The sequence below is a fragment of the Sporichthyaceae bacterium genome (assembly GCA_036493475.1).
In the GTDB taxonomy this organism is placed as follows: Bacteria; Actinomycetota; Actinomycetes; order Sporichthyales; family Sporichthyaceae; genus DASQPJ01.
On the sequence record DASXPS010000002.1, the window covers coordinates 1 to 15,145 of the forward strand.

General features: G+C 69.6%; 16 protein-coding genes, 1 tRNA gene and 1 pseudogene. 5 read left to right on the forward strand and 13 right to left on the reverse strand.

The genetic code is table 11. The features are described 5' to 3' along the window. The 4 genes and pseudogenes from VGJ14_00015 to rplJ form a co-directional block, all read right to left on the reverse strand. Positions 1-747 (reverse strand): DNA-directed RNA polymerase subunit beta (locus VGJ14_00015; GenBank protein HEY2830778.1); only part of this gene is annotated, 747 nt, incomplete at its 3' end. A gap of 290 nt (positions 748-1,037) precedes the next feature. Beyond that, the gene (locus VGJ14_00020; protein ID HEY2830779.1) at positions 1,038-1,976 is read right to left on the reverse strand and encodes an ABC transporter ATP-binding protein; all 939 of its coding nucleotides are present in this window, start codon (positions 1,974-1,976) and stop codon (positions 1,038-1,040) included. A gap of 101 nt (positions 1,977-2,077) precedes the next feature. Continuing rightward, positions 2,078-2,467 carry a 50S ribosomal protein L7/L12 gene (gene rplL, locus VGJ14_00025; protein ID HEY2830780.1) on the reverse strand — a complete coding sequence of 130 codons (390 nt, stop codon included), beginning with the start codon at positions 2,465-2,467 and terminating at the stop codon, positions 2,078-2,080. Between the two features lie 254 nt (positions 2,468-2,721). Continuing rightward, positions 2,722-3,225: pseudogene (rplJ, locus tag VGJ14_00030) on the reverse strand (50S ribosomal protein L10). Between the two features lie 255 nt (positions 3,226-3,480). On the opposite strand from rplJ, the gene VGJ14_00035 reads away from it, so the two are divergent. Then, complete coding sequence (locus tag VGJ14_00035) at positions 3,481-5,028, forward strand: long-chain-fatty-acid--CoA ligase (protein ID HEY2830781.1); 1,548 nt, start codon at positions 3,481-3,483, stop codon at positions 5,026-5,028. Between the two features lie 154 nt (positions 5,029-5,182). After that, on the forward strand, positions 5,183-6,187 hold the full coding sequence (locus VGJ14_00040) for a hypothetical protein (GenBank protein HEY2830782.1): 1,005 nt from the start codon (positions 5,183-5,185) through the stop codon (positions 6,185-6,187). Here the strand turns inward: VGJ14_00040 and rplA are convergent. From rplA to VGJ14_00065, 5 genes are all read right to left on the reverse strand, one after another. Next, a complete protein-coding gene (gene rplA, locus VGJ14_00045; GenBank protein ID HEY2830783.1) occupies positions 6,184-6,906 on the reverse strand; it encodes a 50S ribosomal protein L1 in 723 nt (240 codons plus the stop codon). The two genes, VGJ14_00040 and rplA, sit on opposite strands and share 4 nt — an antisense overlap. A gap of 74 nt (positions 6,907-6,980) precedes the next feature. Further along, positions 6,981-7,412 (reverse strand): 50S ribosomal protein L11, encoded by a 432-nt coding sequence (gene rplK, locus VGJ14_00050; GenBank protein HEY2830784.1) that lies wholly within the window; start codon positions 7,410-7,412, stop codon positions 6,981-6,983. A 37-nt stretch (positions 7,413-7,449) separates the two neighbouring features. Next, the gene (gene nusG, locus VGJ14_00055) at positions 7,450-8,010 is read right to left on the reverse strand and encodes a transcription termination/antitermination protein NusG (protein HEY2830785.1); all 561 of its coding nucleotides are present in this window, start codon (positions 8,008-8,010) and stop codon (positions 7,450-7,452) included. 227 nt (positions 8,011-8,237) lie between these two features. Beyond that, a complete protein-coding gene (gene secE / locus VGJ14_00060) occupies positions 8,238-8,501 on the reverse strand; it encodes a preprotein translocase subunit SecE (protein ID HEY2830786.1) in 264 nt (87 codons plus the stop codon). A 38-nt stretch (positions 8,502-8,539) separates the two neighbouring features. Continuing rightward, positions 8,540-8,612 (reverse strand) — tRNA-Trp (locus VGJ14_00065). Positions 8,613-8,757: 145 nt separating this feature from the next. On the opposite strand from VGJ14_00065, the gene VGJ14_00070 reads away from it, so the two are divergent. Both VGJ14_00070 and VGJ14_00075 read left to right on the forward strand, forming a co-directional pair. Continuing rightward, complete coding sequence (locus VGJ14_00070) at positions 8,758-9,969, forward strand: pyridoxal phosphate-dependent aminotransferase (GenBank protein ID HEY2830787.1); 1,212 nt, start codon at positions 8,758-8,760, stop codon at positions 9,967-9,969. A gap of 79 nt (positions 9,970-10,048) precedes the next feature. Continuing rightward, on the forward strand, positions 10,049-11,065 hold the full coding sequence (locus VGJ14_00075; GenBank protein HEY2830788.1) for an adenosine deaminase: 1,017 nt from the start codon (positions 10,049-10,051) through the stop codon (positions 11,063-11,065). A 127-nt stretch (positions 11,066-11,192) separates the two neighbouring features. Here VGJ14_00075 and VGJ14_00080 read toward each other — a convergent pair whose 3' ends face one another. From VGJ14_00080 to rpmG, 4 genes are read right to left on the reverse strand one after another with little or no spacing between them, the layout of a single operon-like run. Beyond that, complete coding sequence (locus VGJ14_00080) at positions 11,193-12,245, reverse strand: UDP-N-acetylmuramate dehydrogenase (protein HEY2830789.1); 1,053 nt, start codon at positions 12,243-12,245, stop codon at positions 11,193-11,195. Next, positions 12,242-12,667 (reverse strand): MaoC family dehydratase, encoded by a 426-nt coding sequence (locus VGJ14_00085; GenBank protein HEY2830790.1) that lies wholly within the window; start codon positions 12,665-12,667, stop codon positions 12,242-12,244. The genes VGJ14_00080 and VGJ14_00085 overlap by 4 nt, the downstream gene beginning before the upstream one ends. Then, entirely contained in the window at positions 12,667-13,119 is a 453-nt protein-coding gene (locus VGJ14_00090) for a MaoC family dehydratase N-terminal domain-containing protein (protein ID HEY2830791.1), read from the reverse strand. The genes VGJ14_00085 and VGJ14_00090 overlap by 1 nt, the downstream gene beginning before the upstream one ends. 11 nt (positions 13,120-13,130) lie before the next feature. Beyond that, positions 13,131-13,301 carry a 50S ribosomal protein L33 gene (gene rpmG / locus VGJ14_00095; GenBank protein ID HEY2830792.1) on the reverse strand — a complete coding sequence of 57 codons (171 nt, stop codon included), beginning with the start codon at positions 13,299-13,301 and terminating at the stop codon, positions 13,131-13,133. 117 nt (positions 13,302-13,418) lie between these two features. Here rpmG and VGJ14_00100 point away from each other — a divergent pair, with 117 nt between their 5' ends. Further along, positions 13,419-14,630 carry a glycosyltransferase family 4 protein gene (locus tag VGJ14_00100; GenBank protein HEY2830793.1) on the forward strand — a complete coding sequence of 404 codons (1,212 nt, stop codon included), beginning with the start codon at positions 13,419-13,421 and terminating at the stop codon, positions 14,628-14,630. Positions 14,631-15,145: the final 515 nt, after the last annotated feature.

The window sequence follows — 15,145 nt, forward strand, 5'->3', positions numbered from 1 at the left end:
GGTGTGGTCCTTGTCGAGGGTGGCCATCATCGACTCGTACTGGCCGAACTCCTCGCGGATGCGGGCCGCGTCCCAACCCAGCGCCTTGAGCAGCACCGTCACCGACTGCTTGCGCTTGCGGTCGATGCGGACGCCGACCGAGTCGCGCTTGTCGATCTCGAACTCGAGCCAGGCACCGCGCTGCGGAATCACCTTCGAGGAGTAGATGTCCTTGTCCGAGGTCTTGTCGATGGTCTTGTCGAAGTACACGCCCGGCGAACGGACCAACTGCGAGACCACGACCCGCTCGGTGCCGTTGATGATGAACGTGCCCTTGTCGGTCATCAGCGGGAAGTCGCCCATGAAGACCGTCTGGCTCTTGATCTCACCGGTCTCGTTGTTGGTGAACTCCGCGGTCACGAACAACGGCGCGGAGTAGGTGAAGTCGCGCTCCTTGCACTCGTCGATGGAGTTCTTCGCCGGCTCGAAGCGGTGGTCACGGAACGTGAGGCTCATCGACCCGGAGAAGTCCTCGATCGGGGAGATCTCCTCGAAGATCTCCTCCAGACCGGACTGGTCGGGTACGTCCTGACGGCCGGCGGCGAGAGCGGCCTGCACCCGGGTACGCCAACGCTCGTTCCCCAGCAACCAGTCGAACGAGTCGACCTGAAGGGCGAGGAGGTTGGGGACTTCCAGGGGCTCACGAATCTTGGCGAATGAGATGCGGCGCGGTGCGGTGGGTTGGGCGGCAGTGCGCGAGGCGGCCAAGAGGGGTCCTTCCGGATGGCTCGCGGGCTTGCGACGGACGACATAAGTCGCCCGACAACACTCTTTTGGCGCACGACTGTCCACCCGTGACTAGGACGGGTGGCAACAGACAGCGCAAACGGGCAGTGTAGCCAAAAGGCTAACCGCTGTAAAGGGCGACGCCAGCCACTATAAGCGGCGCGTCAGGACCCCTCAGCCCCGGAGCATGAAGACGTACCGGAAGGATGGGGGTCACGGCCCGGCGAGTCAAGCAGTTCCGGCCTTTTCGGCGTTGCCGCCGGTGGGTTTGATCAGGTCGGATCGGGTGCGAAGGAGCCCACCGGCGGGGTCACGCCGTTCGCCAGGCACCACTGTCCGGGGGGTCTCTGGGAGCTCCGCGCCGTGCCGTCGGTGGGCATGATCTGCAGCGGCACCGGGGGCAGCGGCGGCAGTTCGACACCTTCCTCGGCGGCCAGCTCGTCGGCGTCCTTCTCCTCCGACATGCCGATCGGGCCGATGCGCTGGGCGTTCAGGAACTGTCGCACCACCGGTTCCTGGGAGGTCAGCAGCATCTCCCGCGGGCCGAACATCGCCAGGTGTCGGTGGTAGAGCAGGCCGATGTTGTCCGGCACCCGGCGCGCGGTGTTCACGTCATGGGTGACGATCAGGATGGTCGCGCCGATGCGCTGGTTCAAATCGACGATCAGCTGGTTGAGGAACGCCGTGCGCACCGGGTCCAGCCCCGAGTCCGGCTCATCGAACAGGATGATCTTCGGGTCCAGCACCAGCGCGCGGGCCAGCCCGGCCCGCTTGCGCATACCCCCGGACAGCTCGCCGGGCAGCTTGTCCTCGGCGCCGAGCAGACCGACCAGATCCATCTTCTCCATGACGATGGAGCGGATCTCCCGCTCGCCCTTGCGGGTGTGCTCGCGCAGCGGGAAGGCGATGTTGTCGTAGAGGTTCATCGATCCGAACAGGGCGCCGTCCTGGAACAGCACGCCGAACAGCTTGCGCACCTCGAACAGATCACGCTCGCGCAGCCGGCAAATGTCCTGGCCCTCGATCTCGATGGAGCCGGCCTCCGGGCGCAGCAGCCCGACCAGAGACTTGAGCAGCACCGACTTGCCGGTGCCGGATGGCCCGAGCAGCACGGAGATTTCGCCGGCCGGAATGGTGAGCGTGACATTGCGCCAGATCACCTGGCGCCCGAAGCTCTTGGTGAGCCCCTCGATCTTGATCTCAACGCCCATGCGCGGGTGCTCCCGAGTTGAAGCGGAAACAGCATCCTATGAACGGCGACGGGCGCCGATCCGCGAGGGATCGGCGCCCGTGGCGCGTTGAACGCGGCGAGCTACCTGACGGCGATGGTGGCGCCGGCGCCCTCCAGGGCGGCCTTGGCCTTCTCCGCGGCTTCCTTGTTGACCTTCTCCAGCACCTTGGACGGGGCGCCGTCGACCAGATCCTTGGCCTCCTTCAGGCCCAGGCTGGTGAGCGCGCGCACCTCCTTGATGACCTGGATCTTCTTCTCGCCCGCGGACTCGAGGACGACGTCGAACTCGTCCTGCTCCTCAACGGCCTCGGCAGCGCCACCGCCACCGGCCGGGGCGGCCGCGGCCACGGCCACCGGGGCGGCGGCCTTGACGTCGAAGGTGTCCTCGAACTGCTTCACGAACTCCGACAGCTCGATGAGGGTCATTTCCTTGAATGCATCGAGCAGGTCGTCGGTGCTGAGCTTCGCCATGGTCGGCGGTCCTTCCGTGTCTGAGTGGTGCAAACGACTGTGTGGTCTGGCGACGCCTACTCGGCGGGTGGTTCTTCGGTGGTCTCGGCCTCGGGCGCCGCAGCGACCGGATCCTCGGCCGCGACCGGGTCCTCGGCGACAGTCTCAGCCGACGCCTCCTCCACGGTGGGTGCCTCGTCGACGACAGCGTCGACCACGGCAGCGGGAGCTTCGGGAGCCGGGGCTGCGGCGGCTGCACCGCTGGTCGCCTCGACCTGTGCCCGCAGTGCGTCGATCGTGCGGGCAGCGTTGGACAACGGCGCCTGGAACAGCGCCGCGGCGCCGGCCAGCGAGGCCTTCATCGCGCCGGCCAGCTTGGCCAGCAGGACCTCGCGGGACTCCAGATCCGCCAACTTGGTGACGTCGGTGGAGCTGAGCTTCTTTCCGTCGAGCACGCCGCCCTTGATCACCAGCAGCGGGTTGGCCTTGGCGAAGTCGCGCAGGCTCTTCGCGACCTCGACCGCGTCGCCGGAGACAAAGGCGATCGCCGAGGGGCCCTGGAGCAGGGAGTCGAATGCGTCGACACCCGCCTCCTTGGCCGCGATGCGGGTGAGGGTGTTCTTGGCGACGCAGTACTCGGCGTTACCGGCCAGGGAGCGGCGCAGGGTCTTCAGTTGAGCGACCGTGAGGCCGCGGTACTCGGTCAGCACAGCTGCGTTGGAACTGCGGAATGCCTCCGCCAGCTCCGCCACCGCGGCTGCCTTGTCGGGCCGTGCCATGGCCCTCCTTCCTCTCGTGACACCGCGGGTGCCCCGAAGAACACGAACGCCCCGGCGCAGGCCGGGGCGTGAACACCCACGGGCACGGAGGACCGGCCCGGTCAGGCGCGAGCGCCTGACACAACCTGCGCGGGTCGCCCGCATGAGCGGGACCTTCGGTCACCGAGGTGACGGCCAGCGGTCTTTGGCCGGCCCAGCCTAGGCAGCCGACGCCCGTCCGGTCAAAATGACACGTCGCCCGGCCGGAGGAGCAGCGTGTACATAACCCAAACCCTGCACCGCAACGCTCAGACCAGCGCCGGTCTGCCCGCCACCATCTGCGCCGGGCGCACCCGCACCTGGGAGCAGGTGCACGACCGGGTCGCTCGACTGGCCGGGGCGGTGCGGGCGTTGGGGGTCACCTCCGCCGAGAGCGTGGCCATCCTGTCGCTGAACTCCGACCGCTACTCCGAATACCTGTACGCGGTGCCGTGGGCCGATGCGGTCGTCAACCCGGTGAACATCCGCTGGAGTGCACCCGAGGTGGCCTTCTCGCTGGTCGACTCGGACACCCGGGTGCTGTTCGTGGACGACGCCTTCGCCCCGATGCTGCCCGCACTGCAAGATGCCGCCCCCGGCCTCAAGGTCATCGTGCACTGCGGCGACGCCCCGACCCCGGCCGGGTGCCTGGCCTACGAGGAACTTATCGGGGACGCCGACCCGATCGCGGATGCCCGTCGCGGGGACGACGCCCCGGCCGGGATCTTCTACACCGGCGGCACCACTGGGCACCCGAAGGGCGTGGTACTCAGCCACCGCAACCTGATCACCTCGGCGTTGGGCAGCGCCGCCTCGACCGATTTCATGGTCCCCGGCGGGGTCTACCTGCACGCGGCGCCGATGTTCCACCTGGCCGACCTGGCAGCCTGGAACGCCCGCAACCTGATCGGCGGCAGCCATGTCATGGTGCCGATGTTCACCCCGGCCGGGGTCGCCGCGGCCATCGAAGCGCACCGGGTCACCGATGTGCTGCTGGTGCCCACCATGATCCAGATGCTGCTGGACAGCCCGGAGGGCGCGCAGGCCGACCTGTCCAGCCTGGTGCACCTGCTCTACGGCGCCTCGCCGATCTCCGACGGATTGCTCGATCGGACCGGGCAACGCCTGCCGGGTGTGCGGCTGATCCAGGCCTACGGCATGACCGAGGTGGCTCCGGTGGCCACCGTGCTGACCCCGGAGGACCACGCCCACCCGGTGCGCCGGCGTTCCGGCGGCCGCGCCGCACCGCACGCCGAGGTGCGCATCGTCGACGCCGAGGACAACGAGGTACCGCGCGGCACCGTGGGCGAGGTGGTGGTGCGCGGCGATCACGTGATGCTCGGCTACTGGAACCGTCCGGAGGAGACCGCGCAAGCGTTGCGCAACGGGTGGATGCACACCGGCGACGGCGCGTACATGGACGACGACGGTTACGTGTACATCGTCGACCGAATCAAGGACATGATCGTCACCGGCGGGGAGAACGTGTACTCCGCCGAGGTGGAGAACGCGTTGTCCACCCACCCGGCGATCGCTGCCTGTGCGGTGATCGGGGTGCCCGACGACGAGTTCGGCGAACGTGTGCATGCGGTGGTGATCCTCGCGGCCGACGCCACGCTGACCCATGAGGAACTCCGGGAGCACTGCAAGGCCCTGATCGCCGGATACAAGGCGCCGCGGTCCAGCGAGTTCGTTACGACGCTGCCCCTGTCCGGCGCCGGGAAGATCCTCAAGCGCGAACTGCGGGCGCAGTACTGGGCCGAGCGCGGGCGCGGGGTTTCCTGACCCACGGACTCTCATCCTTACGGCCACTTTCCGCCGTCGAACGGTCGGTTGACGTCTCCACCCGCAACCCCCCGCCGCCGCAACACCGTCCAAGAGCGCCGAAGATCCTTTGGCGTCGCTGGGAGCGGTGGACGTGTCGGCTGGACAGGTTCGAGTGTTGCTGGGGCGTGCCGGCGTGGACCGGCGGCTCGCCGCGGGCACCGCGAGTTTGGTCGACGGGGCTCCGATGTGGCGGCCGCGACGCGGTCAGTCGGTGCCGCTGATCGGCTGTGAACTACTCCGCGTCGCCGCTGCCACGGGGCATGACCCGGCCGCGCGCGACGGGGACGTGGTGCTGACCGTCCGCGACACCGGCGGCGGCCTGCTCCGACTGTGCATGTCCGGTGCCGAGGCCCCGCTGGTGCAGGATTGGATCGCCGCTGCGACGCTCACCCGACTGCCCACCCCGCGCCCCACGGCGGACCTGCTCGGCGAGGGCGAGGTTTGCTGGTCGCGGATCTCCACGCTGATCGCCGAGCGCGCTACGGCCGAGGGCTGGGGTGTCACCGCAGGCGCGATACCCACCCCGGTGGTCCCCGATCGGCGCTGGTGGCGGGTGGCCGCGCTGCGCCGGGTCGCGGCCGTCTCGGCGGTGCCGGGCGCGCTGTCCGTGCTGTTGCTGTGGGCTGGCCTGGCCGTGGGCACCCAAGACTGGTTCAGCACGATCGGGTTGGGCCGCAACGGGGTGGCCGGCGGGGTGTTGGTTGTCCTGGGCGCGCTGGGGATCGGGCGGCGGGTGCACCGGGGGGTGCACCACGTGCGCGCGGTCGCCGGCCTGCGTCGGGAACCGGCCCGCGCCTGGCGCTACGTGCGCTTCCTGGACCCCAGCGGGGCGCCCGGTCTGATGCTGTTCTCCCGGCTGGGCGATCCGGCCCCGCAGGTGCTGGTTCCGCTGGCCCCACTGGGCGTGCTGGGCGACGTGCTGCCGCTGCACGGCGAGGTTGACGTGTACGGCGAGGTCGCCGACGGCGCCCTGCTGGTGCCGGTGATCGACGGGCACACCTGCTGGCCGATCGGCACCGCCGAGCAGGTGCCCGCGGAGGTGGTGCGTCGGTTCACCAACGCAGCGGTGCCGCCGCCGCGGGCGGGCGCCGACCGGGCGGTGCGCGCCGGCGGCTAGCCCGCGTCCTCGACCGTCTCCTCGGTGAGGTGGCGGACCCGGTTCGGGTCGACCGGGATGCTCGGGCCCATCGTGGTGGCGAACGTGGCCTTTCGCAGGTACCGGCCCTTGGCCGCGGACGGCTTGAGCCGCAGCACCTCGTCGAGCGCGGCGGCGTAGTTCTCCACCAGCGCGGTTTCGGAGAACGACACCTTGCCGATGATGAAGTGCAGGTTCGAGTGCTTGTCCACCCGGAACTCGATCTTGCCGCCCTTGATTTCGTTGACCGCCTTGCCGACGTCGTTGGTCACCGTGCCGGTCTTCGGGTTCGGCATCAGGCCACGCGGGCCGAGCACCCGACCCAGCCGGCCGACCTTGCCCATCATGTCCGGGGTGGCGACCACGGCGTCGAAGTCCAGCCAACCCTTGGAGATGCGCTCGAGCAGGTCGTCGGCGCCCACGAAGTCCGCGCCGGCGGCCTCGGCCTCGGCGGCCCGCTCACCGGTGGCCAGCACCAGCACCCTGGCCGTCTTGCCGGTGCCGTGCGGCAGGTTCACGGTGCCGCGCACCATCTGGTCGGCCTTGCGCGGGTCCACGCCGAGGCGCATGGCCACCTCGACGGTGGCGTCGAACTTGGTCTTGGAGGTGACCTTGGCCAGGCGGGCCGCGTCCAGCGGCGCGTACAGCTTGTCGGCGTCGATCTCGCCGGCCACGGAACGGTAGTTCTTGCCGCGCTTCATGAGTCTTCTCCTCGGTTCGAAGGTGTGGTCAGCGGACCGAAGCTGGTCCTCCCACGTGGTGCTTTCTACTGTGCTCAGCTCTCGACGGTGATGCCCATGGAACGGGCGGTGCCCGCGATGATCTTCGAGGCCGCGTCGATGTCGTTGGCGTTGAGGTCGACCATCTTGGTCTCCGCGATGGCCCGCACCTGAGCGCGGGTCAGCCGGGCGACCTTGGTCTTGTGCGGTTCGCCGCTGCCCTTCTCCACACCGGCGGCCTTGAGGATCAGCCGGGCAGCGGGTGGGGTCTTGGTGACGAAGGTGAACGAGCGGTCCTCGTAAACCGAGATCTCCACCGGAACGATGTCACCGCGCTGGGACTCGGTGGCCGCGTTGTACTGCTTGCAGAACTCCATGATGTTCACGCCGTGCTGGCCCAGCGCGGGGCCGACCGGCGGGGCGGGCGTCGCGGCGCCGGCCTTGATCTGCAGCTTGATGACCGCCGCGAGCTTCTTCTTCGGGGGCATGTGACGTACTTCCTGTGGCGTGGGCCGCTGGGCCGGGTCAGTTCTTCTGGATCTGGTTGAACGACAGCTCGACCGAGGTCTCGCGGCCGAAGATCTCCACCAGGCACTTGAGCTTCTGCGACTCGGCGTTGATCTCGTGGATGGTGGCCTGCAGGGTGGCGAACGGACCGTCGATGACGGTGACCGAGTCCCCGATCGCGAAGTCGAGCACCTTGATCTCCGCCGGCGCACCGGCCTTGGTGCCGTCCTTCTTCACCGGCTCCGGGGCGAGGATCTTCATGACCTCGTCCAGGGTGAGCGGTGAGGGCTCATGGGTGTGCCCGACGAAGCCGGTCACGCCGGGCGTGTGCCGCACCGCGGACCAGGACTCGTCGGTGAGGTCCATCCGGACCAGTACGTAGCCCGGGAACTTGTTCCGTCGCACGTTCTTGCGTTGGCCGTTCTTGAACTCGACCACGTCCTCCTGGGGGACCTCGATCTGGAAGATGTAGTCCTCCATGTTCAGCGAGGCCGTGCGGTTCTCCAGGTTCGCCTTCACCCGGTTCTCGTAACCCGCGTAGGAGTGCACGACGTACCAGTCGCCCGGGGCGCGGTGCAACGCCGCGCGGAACTCCTCCACCGGGTCGACCTCGGCGGGTTCCTCCGTGGCCTGCTCGGGGATGGTGGCGTCCTCGACCGGCGCCTGCACGTCCGAGTGCTCCGAACCGGCGTCAGTGTGGTTTTCCTCGTTCACCGCCGCGTCGGCGTCGGTGAACGCGGGTGAGTCGGACACGTCGAAAAGCCTTCCTGAATTCTGTCTGCGAACAGCGAGGGACTACGCGGCGGTCAGCCGAAGACCTTGAGGATCCCCTTGCTGAAGACGTAGTCGGCGAGGGAAACGAAGCCGATCATGACCATCACGAAGATCAGGACCACGTAGGTGTAGGTGACCAACTCCTTGCGGGTCGGCCAGATCACCTTCCGCAGTTCGGCGACGACCTGCCGGTAGTACAACCCGATCCGGCTGAGCATCGCGATGAACCGCGAGCGACCGGCGCGCGGGCCCGAACTCTCGTGCTCGGGCGTCGCCACCGGGCGGGTGTCCGTCACTGTCCTCACCTATGTTTTCCAGCTGCGTTGGTGTACTGCAGGGCCGGAGGGACTCGAACCCCCAACCGCCGGTTTTGGAGACCGGAACTCTACCAATTGAGCTACGACCCTAAGCCCCGCCGCACCCACGGTGCGTGCAGCGCGCAGCGATCGGACGGGATTCCCCGCGCCGATCACCGGGGTGAGTCTAGGCGCAGTCGCCGGTGGGCGTCGAACTCACGCGACCGGTCGAGCATCGGAATGCAACGATGGGGACATGACCTCGACCCCGCGTATTTCCGCACGAATCGCCGGCATTGCCGAATCCGCCACCCTCGCGGTGGATGCCAGGGCGAAGGCGTTGCAGGCGGCGGGTCGACCGGTGATCGGGTTCGGTGCGGGCGAGCCCGATTTCCCGACTCCGGACTACATCGTGGAAGCGGCCGTGGCGGCCTGCCGCGAGCCGCGCAACCACCGCTACACCCCGGCGGGTGGCCTGCCCGAGCTGCGCGAGGCCATCGCCGCGAAGACGGCCCGCGACTCCGGCCTGGCGGTGACCGCCGGGCAGGTGCTGGTCACCAACGGCGGCAAGCAAGCGGTGTACGCCGCGTTCGCCACGCTGCTCGACCCCGGCGACGAGGTGCTGCTGCCCGCCCCCTACTGGACCACCTATCCGGAGGCCATCCGGCTGGGTGGCGGCGTCCCGGTGGAGGTGTTGGCCGACGACTCCCAGGGTTACCTGGTCACCGTGGAGCAATTGGAGGCCGCGCGCACGCCACGCACGAAGGTGCTGCTGTTCTGCTCCCCGTCCAACCCGACCGGCGCGGTGTACAGCCCCGACCAGGTCCGCCACATTGGGCAGTGGGCGGCGGACAACGGACTGTGGGTGGTCACCGACGAGATCTACGAGCACCTGGTCTACGGCGGGGCGACGTTCTCCTCGATGCCGGTGGCGGTGCCCGAGCTGGCCGAGCGCTGCGTGGTGGTCAACGGGGTGGCCAAGACCTACGCGATGACCGGCTGGCGGGTGGGCTGGCTGATCGGCCCGGCCGACGTGGTCAAGGGAGCCACCAATCTGCAGTCGCACGCCACCTCCAACGTCGCCAACGTCTCCCAGCGGGCCGCGTTGGCCGCGGTGACCGGGGACCTGTCCGCGGTGGCGGCGATGCGTGAGGCGTTCGACCGACGCCGGCTCACCATGGTGCGAATGCTGTCCGAGATTCCCGGCGTGAGCTGCCCGGAGCCGTTCGGCGCGTTCTACTGCTACCCCTCGGTGGTCGGGGTGCTGGGCAAGGAGATTCGCGGGCGGCGTCCGGAGTCCTCCGCGGCGCTGGCCGAGCTGATCCTGGCCGAGGCGGAGGTCGCGGCGGTGCCCGGCGAGGCCTTCGGCACCCCCGGCTACCTGCGGTTGTCCTACGCACTCGGCGACGATGACCTGGTCGAGGGCGTGTCGCGGATCGCGAAGCTGCTGGGCGAGGCGACACCCTAGGTCCGTGCTTCCTTCGGTCGACAGGCTCAATCGGCTCGGAACCACGAGCAAGCTCGCGCTTCGCTCGCCTCAATCGCCTGTGAGGGACCTGCGCACCCTGCCGAAGGCGCACCTGCATCTGCATTTCACCGGCTCCATGCGGCACAGCACGCTGCTGGAGCTGGCCGAGCAGCACGGCATCACGCTGCCGGATTTGCTGCGCAGTCCGGAGCCTTTGGACGACCTCGAGGCCCGCACCGACGAGCGCGGCTGGTTCCGCTTCCAACGGCTCTACGACACGGCACGGTCGGTGGTCCGCACCGAGTCCGACGTGCGCCGGCTGGTCCGGGAGGCCGCCGAGGACGAGGCCACCGAAGGCTCGGGCTGGCTGGAGTTGCAGGTCGACCCGAGCACTTACGCCCGGTACCTGGGCGGGTTGACCCCGACCGTGGAGCTGATCCTGGACGCGGCCCGGGACGCCGGCGCAGCGACCGGGGTGGGCATCGGGTTGGTGCTCGCCGCCAACCGCACTCGGCATCCCTTCGACGCCCGCACGTTGGCCCGGCTGGCGGCGCACTACGCCGGCGCCGGCGTGGTCGGCTTCGGGTTGTCCAACGACGAGCGGCGGGGCGCGGCGCGCGATTTCGACCGCGCCTTCGAGATCGCCCGGCGCGCCGGCCTGGCCGCCGTGCCGCACGGCGGAGAGCTCGGCGGGCCGGGCGAGGTGCGGGACTGCCTGCGGGTGCTGCGGGCCCACCGCATCGGGCATGGCGTGCGGGCCGTGGAGGACCCGGCCCTGTTGGAGGAGCTGATGGCGGCGCGGGTGACGTTGGAGGTGTGCCCGACCTCGAACGTGGCGCTGGGCGTTGCCAAGGACCCGGCGTCGGTGCCGTTGACCACGTTGCTGCGCGCCGGGGTGCCGGTGGCCCTCGGCGCGGACGACCCGCTGTTGTTCGGCGCCCGGCTGGTCGCGCAGTACGAGATCGCGCGAGCCACGCACGGCTGCACCGACGTAGAGCTGGCCGGATTGGCCCGCGACTCGGTGGAGGCCTCGCTCGCGCCGGAGGACGTCAAGGCCCGGTTGCGCGCCGGAATCGCGGCCTGGCTCGCCACCTGAGCCCGTCCTGTGGCTCGCCACCTGAGCCCGTCTTCGTCCGGCGTTTCGGGGTATCGAGCGGCCCGGATAGCCCGAAACGCCGGACGAAGTTGGTCAGAGGGTGAGGCGAAACGCCGGAGGAGATTGGTCAGAGGGTGAGGCCGATCAGGACCGGTTCGTGGTGCAGTTCGATGCCGAAGCGCTCGATCACGCCGGTGCGGACGGCACGGGCCAGGCTGAGGAGGTCCGCGGCGGACGCGCTGCCCCGGTTGGTGAGCGCAAGGCTGTGTTTGGTGGACAGGGTGGCGCGACCGCCGGTGAGCTCGGCGCCGAAGCCCTTGGTGAAGCCGGCGTGTTCGATCAGCCAGGCGGCGGAGGCCTTCAGCCGGCCGTCGCCGGCCGGGTAGCGCGGAGCGTCATCCGGGAGCACGGCGGCCGCAACGGCGTTGCTCAACACCGGGTTGGTGAAGAAGGACCCGGCGCTCCAAGTGTCGTGGTCGGCCTCGTCGAGCACCATGCCCTTGCCCCGGCGCAGGCCGAGCACCGCTTCCCGCACGTCGGCCACCGGCGCTGTCTCGCCGACGGCGACGCCGAGGGTGTGGGCCAGTTCGGCGTAGCGCACCGGGCCACCGACGCCGCCGGAACGCAGCCGGAACTCCACCGCGTGCACGATGAACCGCGCCGACCGCTTGAAAACGCTGTCCCGGTAGGCGAACTGGCACTGCTCCGGGTCGAGCGCGTACGCGTTGCCCTGCTGCCGGTCCCAAACGTGCACCGCGGTGATCACCTCGGCCACCTCCTGGCCATAGGCACCGACATTCTGGATCGGCGTGGCGGCGGTCGAGCCGGGAATGCCGGACAGTGCCTCGATGCCGGCCAGGCCCTCGGCCACGCTCCACGCGACCACGTCGTCCCACGGTTCCGCGGCGCCGATGCATACCCGTACAGCGTCGCCATCGGCGGCCGCGTCCAGCCCGCGGCCGATCAACCGCAGCACGGTGCCGGGAAATCCCGCGTCGGCGATGAGCAGGTTGGATCCGCCGCCGAGCACCAGCAGCGGTTCGCCCACTCGGTCGCACTCCCCCGCCGCCTGCGAGATCTCCGCGACGGTGCCCGCCTCGATCATCCGGGCGGCAGGGCCGCCCACCCGCAATGTGGTGAACGGGGCCAGCGGAACATCGACCGCGGTGTCGGTGGTCACGGCAGGCGCACGGTGGCCACGGCTTTGCCGAGCACCGTCTGACCGTCGTGCACGGCCTTGATGGTGACCCGCACGCGGTTGTCGTCCAACTTCTCGGTGACCGAGGCGCTGACCTCGAGGGTGGCGCCCGCGTCGGTGTCCGGTACCGGGATCGGCCGGGTGAACCGCACCCCGTAGTCCTCCACCGCGCCCGGATCGCCCACCCAATCGCTGACCACCCGGGCCGCGGTGGCCATGGTGAGCATGCCGTGCGCGATCACGTTGGGCAGGCCGACCGAGGTGGCCACCCGCTCGTTCCAGTGGATGACGTTGAAGTCACCCGAGGCGCCGGCGTAGCGGACCAGATCGGCCCGGTGGAGCACGAAGGTCTGGCCGGGCAGTTCGGTGCCTTTCTGCACACCGTCCCAGGTTGGCGCGGTCATCACGCCTCCTCCGGGGCGCGGCCGACCACCATGCACACCGCGGTGACCACGTGTTCGCCCTCCTCGGTGGCCGAGGAGCAGGACAGGGTGAGCATGTCGCTGCCCGCCATGGTGCGCGCGGCCACGATCTCCACCGTGGTCACCAAGCGGTCGCCCGGCCGCAGCGGGCGGCTGTAGCTGAACCTCTGCTCGCCGTGCACGACCCGGGCGTAGTCGATGCCGACCTCGGGATCTGCCGCCGCGGCCAGCGCCGCATCCAGGCTGAACACGATCGGGAAGGTCGGCGGCGCGATCACGTCGGGATACCCGTGCGTCTTGGCGGCCTCGGGATCGCGGTAGAGGGGGCACGCGTCACCGATCGCGTCGGCGAACTCGCGTATCTTCTCGCGACTGACCTCGTAGACCCGACTCGGCGGGTAGGTGCGTCCGACCAGGGACGCCTCGAGCGCCATCGGCGCCGCGGCTAGCGGGTCTCGCGGTGCACGGTGTGCTTGCGCTCCCGCGGGCAGTACTTCTTCAGCTCGAGCCGGTCGGGATCGTTGCGCCGGTTCTTCTTGGTGATGTAGTTGCGCTCCTTGCAGTCCGTGCAGGCGAGAGTGATCTTCGGGCGAACGTCCTGCGCTTTGCTGGCCACTGCACGTGCCTTCCTGGAACGACTACGGAGCCGGGTGAGCTTAGCCGAGATCGTCACGCCGGGTCGAACTGACCATACCGACGTTAGCGGTCAACCGCGGGTGGGTAGAGCCCGGGCGTGGGGCCCGAGGTTGTTCTGGCGACCGTGATGCGTCCGGAGGGCGCCACCGGCGTGCAGACGCATGTACGCACCACCGAGGCCTTCTTGCGGGCCACCGGCCGGCCCGCGACCGTGGTGACACCGTTCGACTCCCCCTCCGCCCTGCTGTACCCGATCTTCGGCGCGCGGCTGCCGCTGCGCCGGGTGAGTCGATCCGCTGGCGTGTGGTGGTACCGGCGGTGGCATGCCCACTTCCTCGCCGACGCGCTGCGCCGGCACCTGCGGGCAGCGCCCGGCGCCGGGGTGGTGTACGCCCAGTGCCCGGTCGCGGCCGATGTCGCGCTGCGGGTACGGGCCGACCAACGGGTCGTGATGGCGGTGCACTTCAACATCTCGCAGGCCCTGGAGTGGGCGGAGAAGGGCGAGCTGAGGCCGGACGGGGCGCTGAACCGGGAGATCCTCGCCTTCGAGGAGCGAATCCTGCCCGCGCTGGACGGCATCGTTTACGTATCGGAGTTCATGCGGCGACAGGTGGAGGAGCGGATCCCGGCGGCACGCGCCGTACCGGCGGCCGTCATCCCCAATGCCGTGCCCTCCGTCGTGCGGCCCCGCGGGACCGTCGGCGGGGAACTTGTCACCGTCGGCGCGCTGCAGCCCCGAAAAAATCTCGGCTACTTGTTCGAGGTGCTGGCGGTGGCCGCGCGGCGGGGCCACCGCTACTCGCTGACTGTCATCGGTGACGGCCCGGATCGGGGAACGCTGGAGCGTCGGGCCCGGCAGCTCGAGGTGGCGGGTCAGGTCGATTTCGTCGGTTATCAGCGCGATCCCCGCGCCCTGGTCGCCACGCATCGGTTGTATTGCCACACCGCGACCATGGAGAGTTTCGGGATCGCGCTGCTGGAGGCCATGGCGGAGGGGGTGCCGGTGGTCGCCGGGCGCGTCGGGGGCATTCCGGAATTCCTGCAGCCGGGCCGGGTCGGCGAATTCTGGGCGTTGGACGACACCGCCGCCGCGGCCGACGTCCTGATCGGGCTGATGGAGAATCCGCAGGCGCTGGCCGCGATGGGCGCGAACGCGGCGGCGCTGGCGGCGGAATTCAGCCCGGAAGCGCTGGGGACGAGGCTGCTGGCTTTCCTGGACTCGCCTCACCCCGCGGGGAGAACCAGTGGGTCAGATCCCGGTCGAGCAGCGTCGCCAACGAGTCGATCTCGGCGCGGAAGTCCTCGATAAGTTCGCCGCGGTGCCCCGGGTCGAACACCAGCGGCCGCAGGTTGGCGTTGCCGATCCGCGTCTTGATCCGCTCGCGCACGGCCGGCACCGGGAGCAGCCAACCGAGCTTGAACCGATGCCGAACGCCGTAGGCGAGCCAGTTCACGAACGCGCTGCGCGGCACCCCGCTGGCGTTGACCCGTTCCTCGGTGTCCGGCCGGAAGCCTGCGCTGGGCACGTCGAGGAGCCCGCACATCTCGTGCAGGACCTCCAGCGGACGCGCCTGCAGGTCGTCATAGAGCCACACGCCGACGTTGGCCCGACCCAGTTGCGCGAACGCCGTGCGCAGTCCCTCGGTGTAGTAACCGGAGCCGCGGTAGGCCCACAGTGGCTCCCAGCCCGCCTCGATCCGCTGGTGCTCGGCCGCGAGCGCATCCGGAAAGTTCAGCTTCTCCCGAGCGTCGCGCACCAGATGGGACCAGGCCGAGAAGGCCCGGTCGGCCGGGTTGCGCAGCAACACGATGGCCTTCACCCCC

Coding starts and splice junctions, on each gene's coding strand:
- VGJ14_00020 (HEY2830779.1), bottom strand. CDS start 1,976: ATGGGCGTTGAGATCAAGATCGAGGGGCTCACCAAGAGCTTCGGGCGC.
- rplL (HEY2830780.1), bottom strand. CDS start 2,467: ATGGCGAAGCTCAGCACCGACGACCTGCTCGATGCATTCAAGGAAATG.
- rplA (HEY2830783.1), bottom strand. CDS start 6,906: ATGAAGCGCGGCAAGAACTACCGTTCCGTGGCCGGCGAGATCGACGCC.
- rplK (HEY2830784.1), bottom strand. CDS start 7,412: ATGCCCCCGAAGAAGAAGCTCGCGGCGGTCATCAAGCTGCAGATCAAG.
- VGJ14_00070 (HEY2830787.1), top strand. CDS start 8,758: ATGACCTCGACCCCGCGTATTTCCGCACGAATCGCCGGCATTGCCGAA.
- VGJ14_00085 (HEY2830790.1), bottom strand. CDS start 12,667: ATGACCGCGCCAACCTGGGACGGTGTGCAGAAAGGCACCGAACTGCCC.
- VGJ14_00090 (HEY2830791.1), bottom strand. CDS start 13,119: ATGGCGCTCGAGGCGTCCCTGGTCGGACGCACCTACCCGCCGAGTCGG.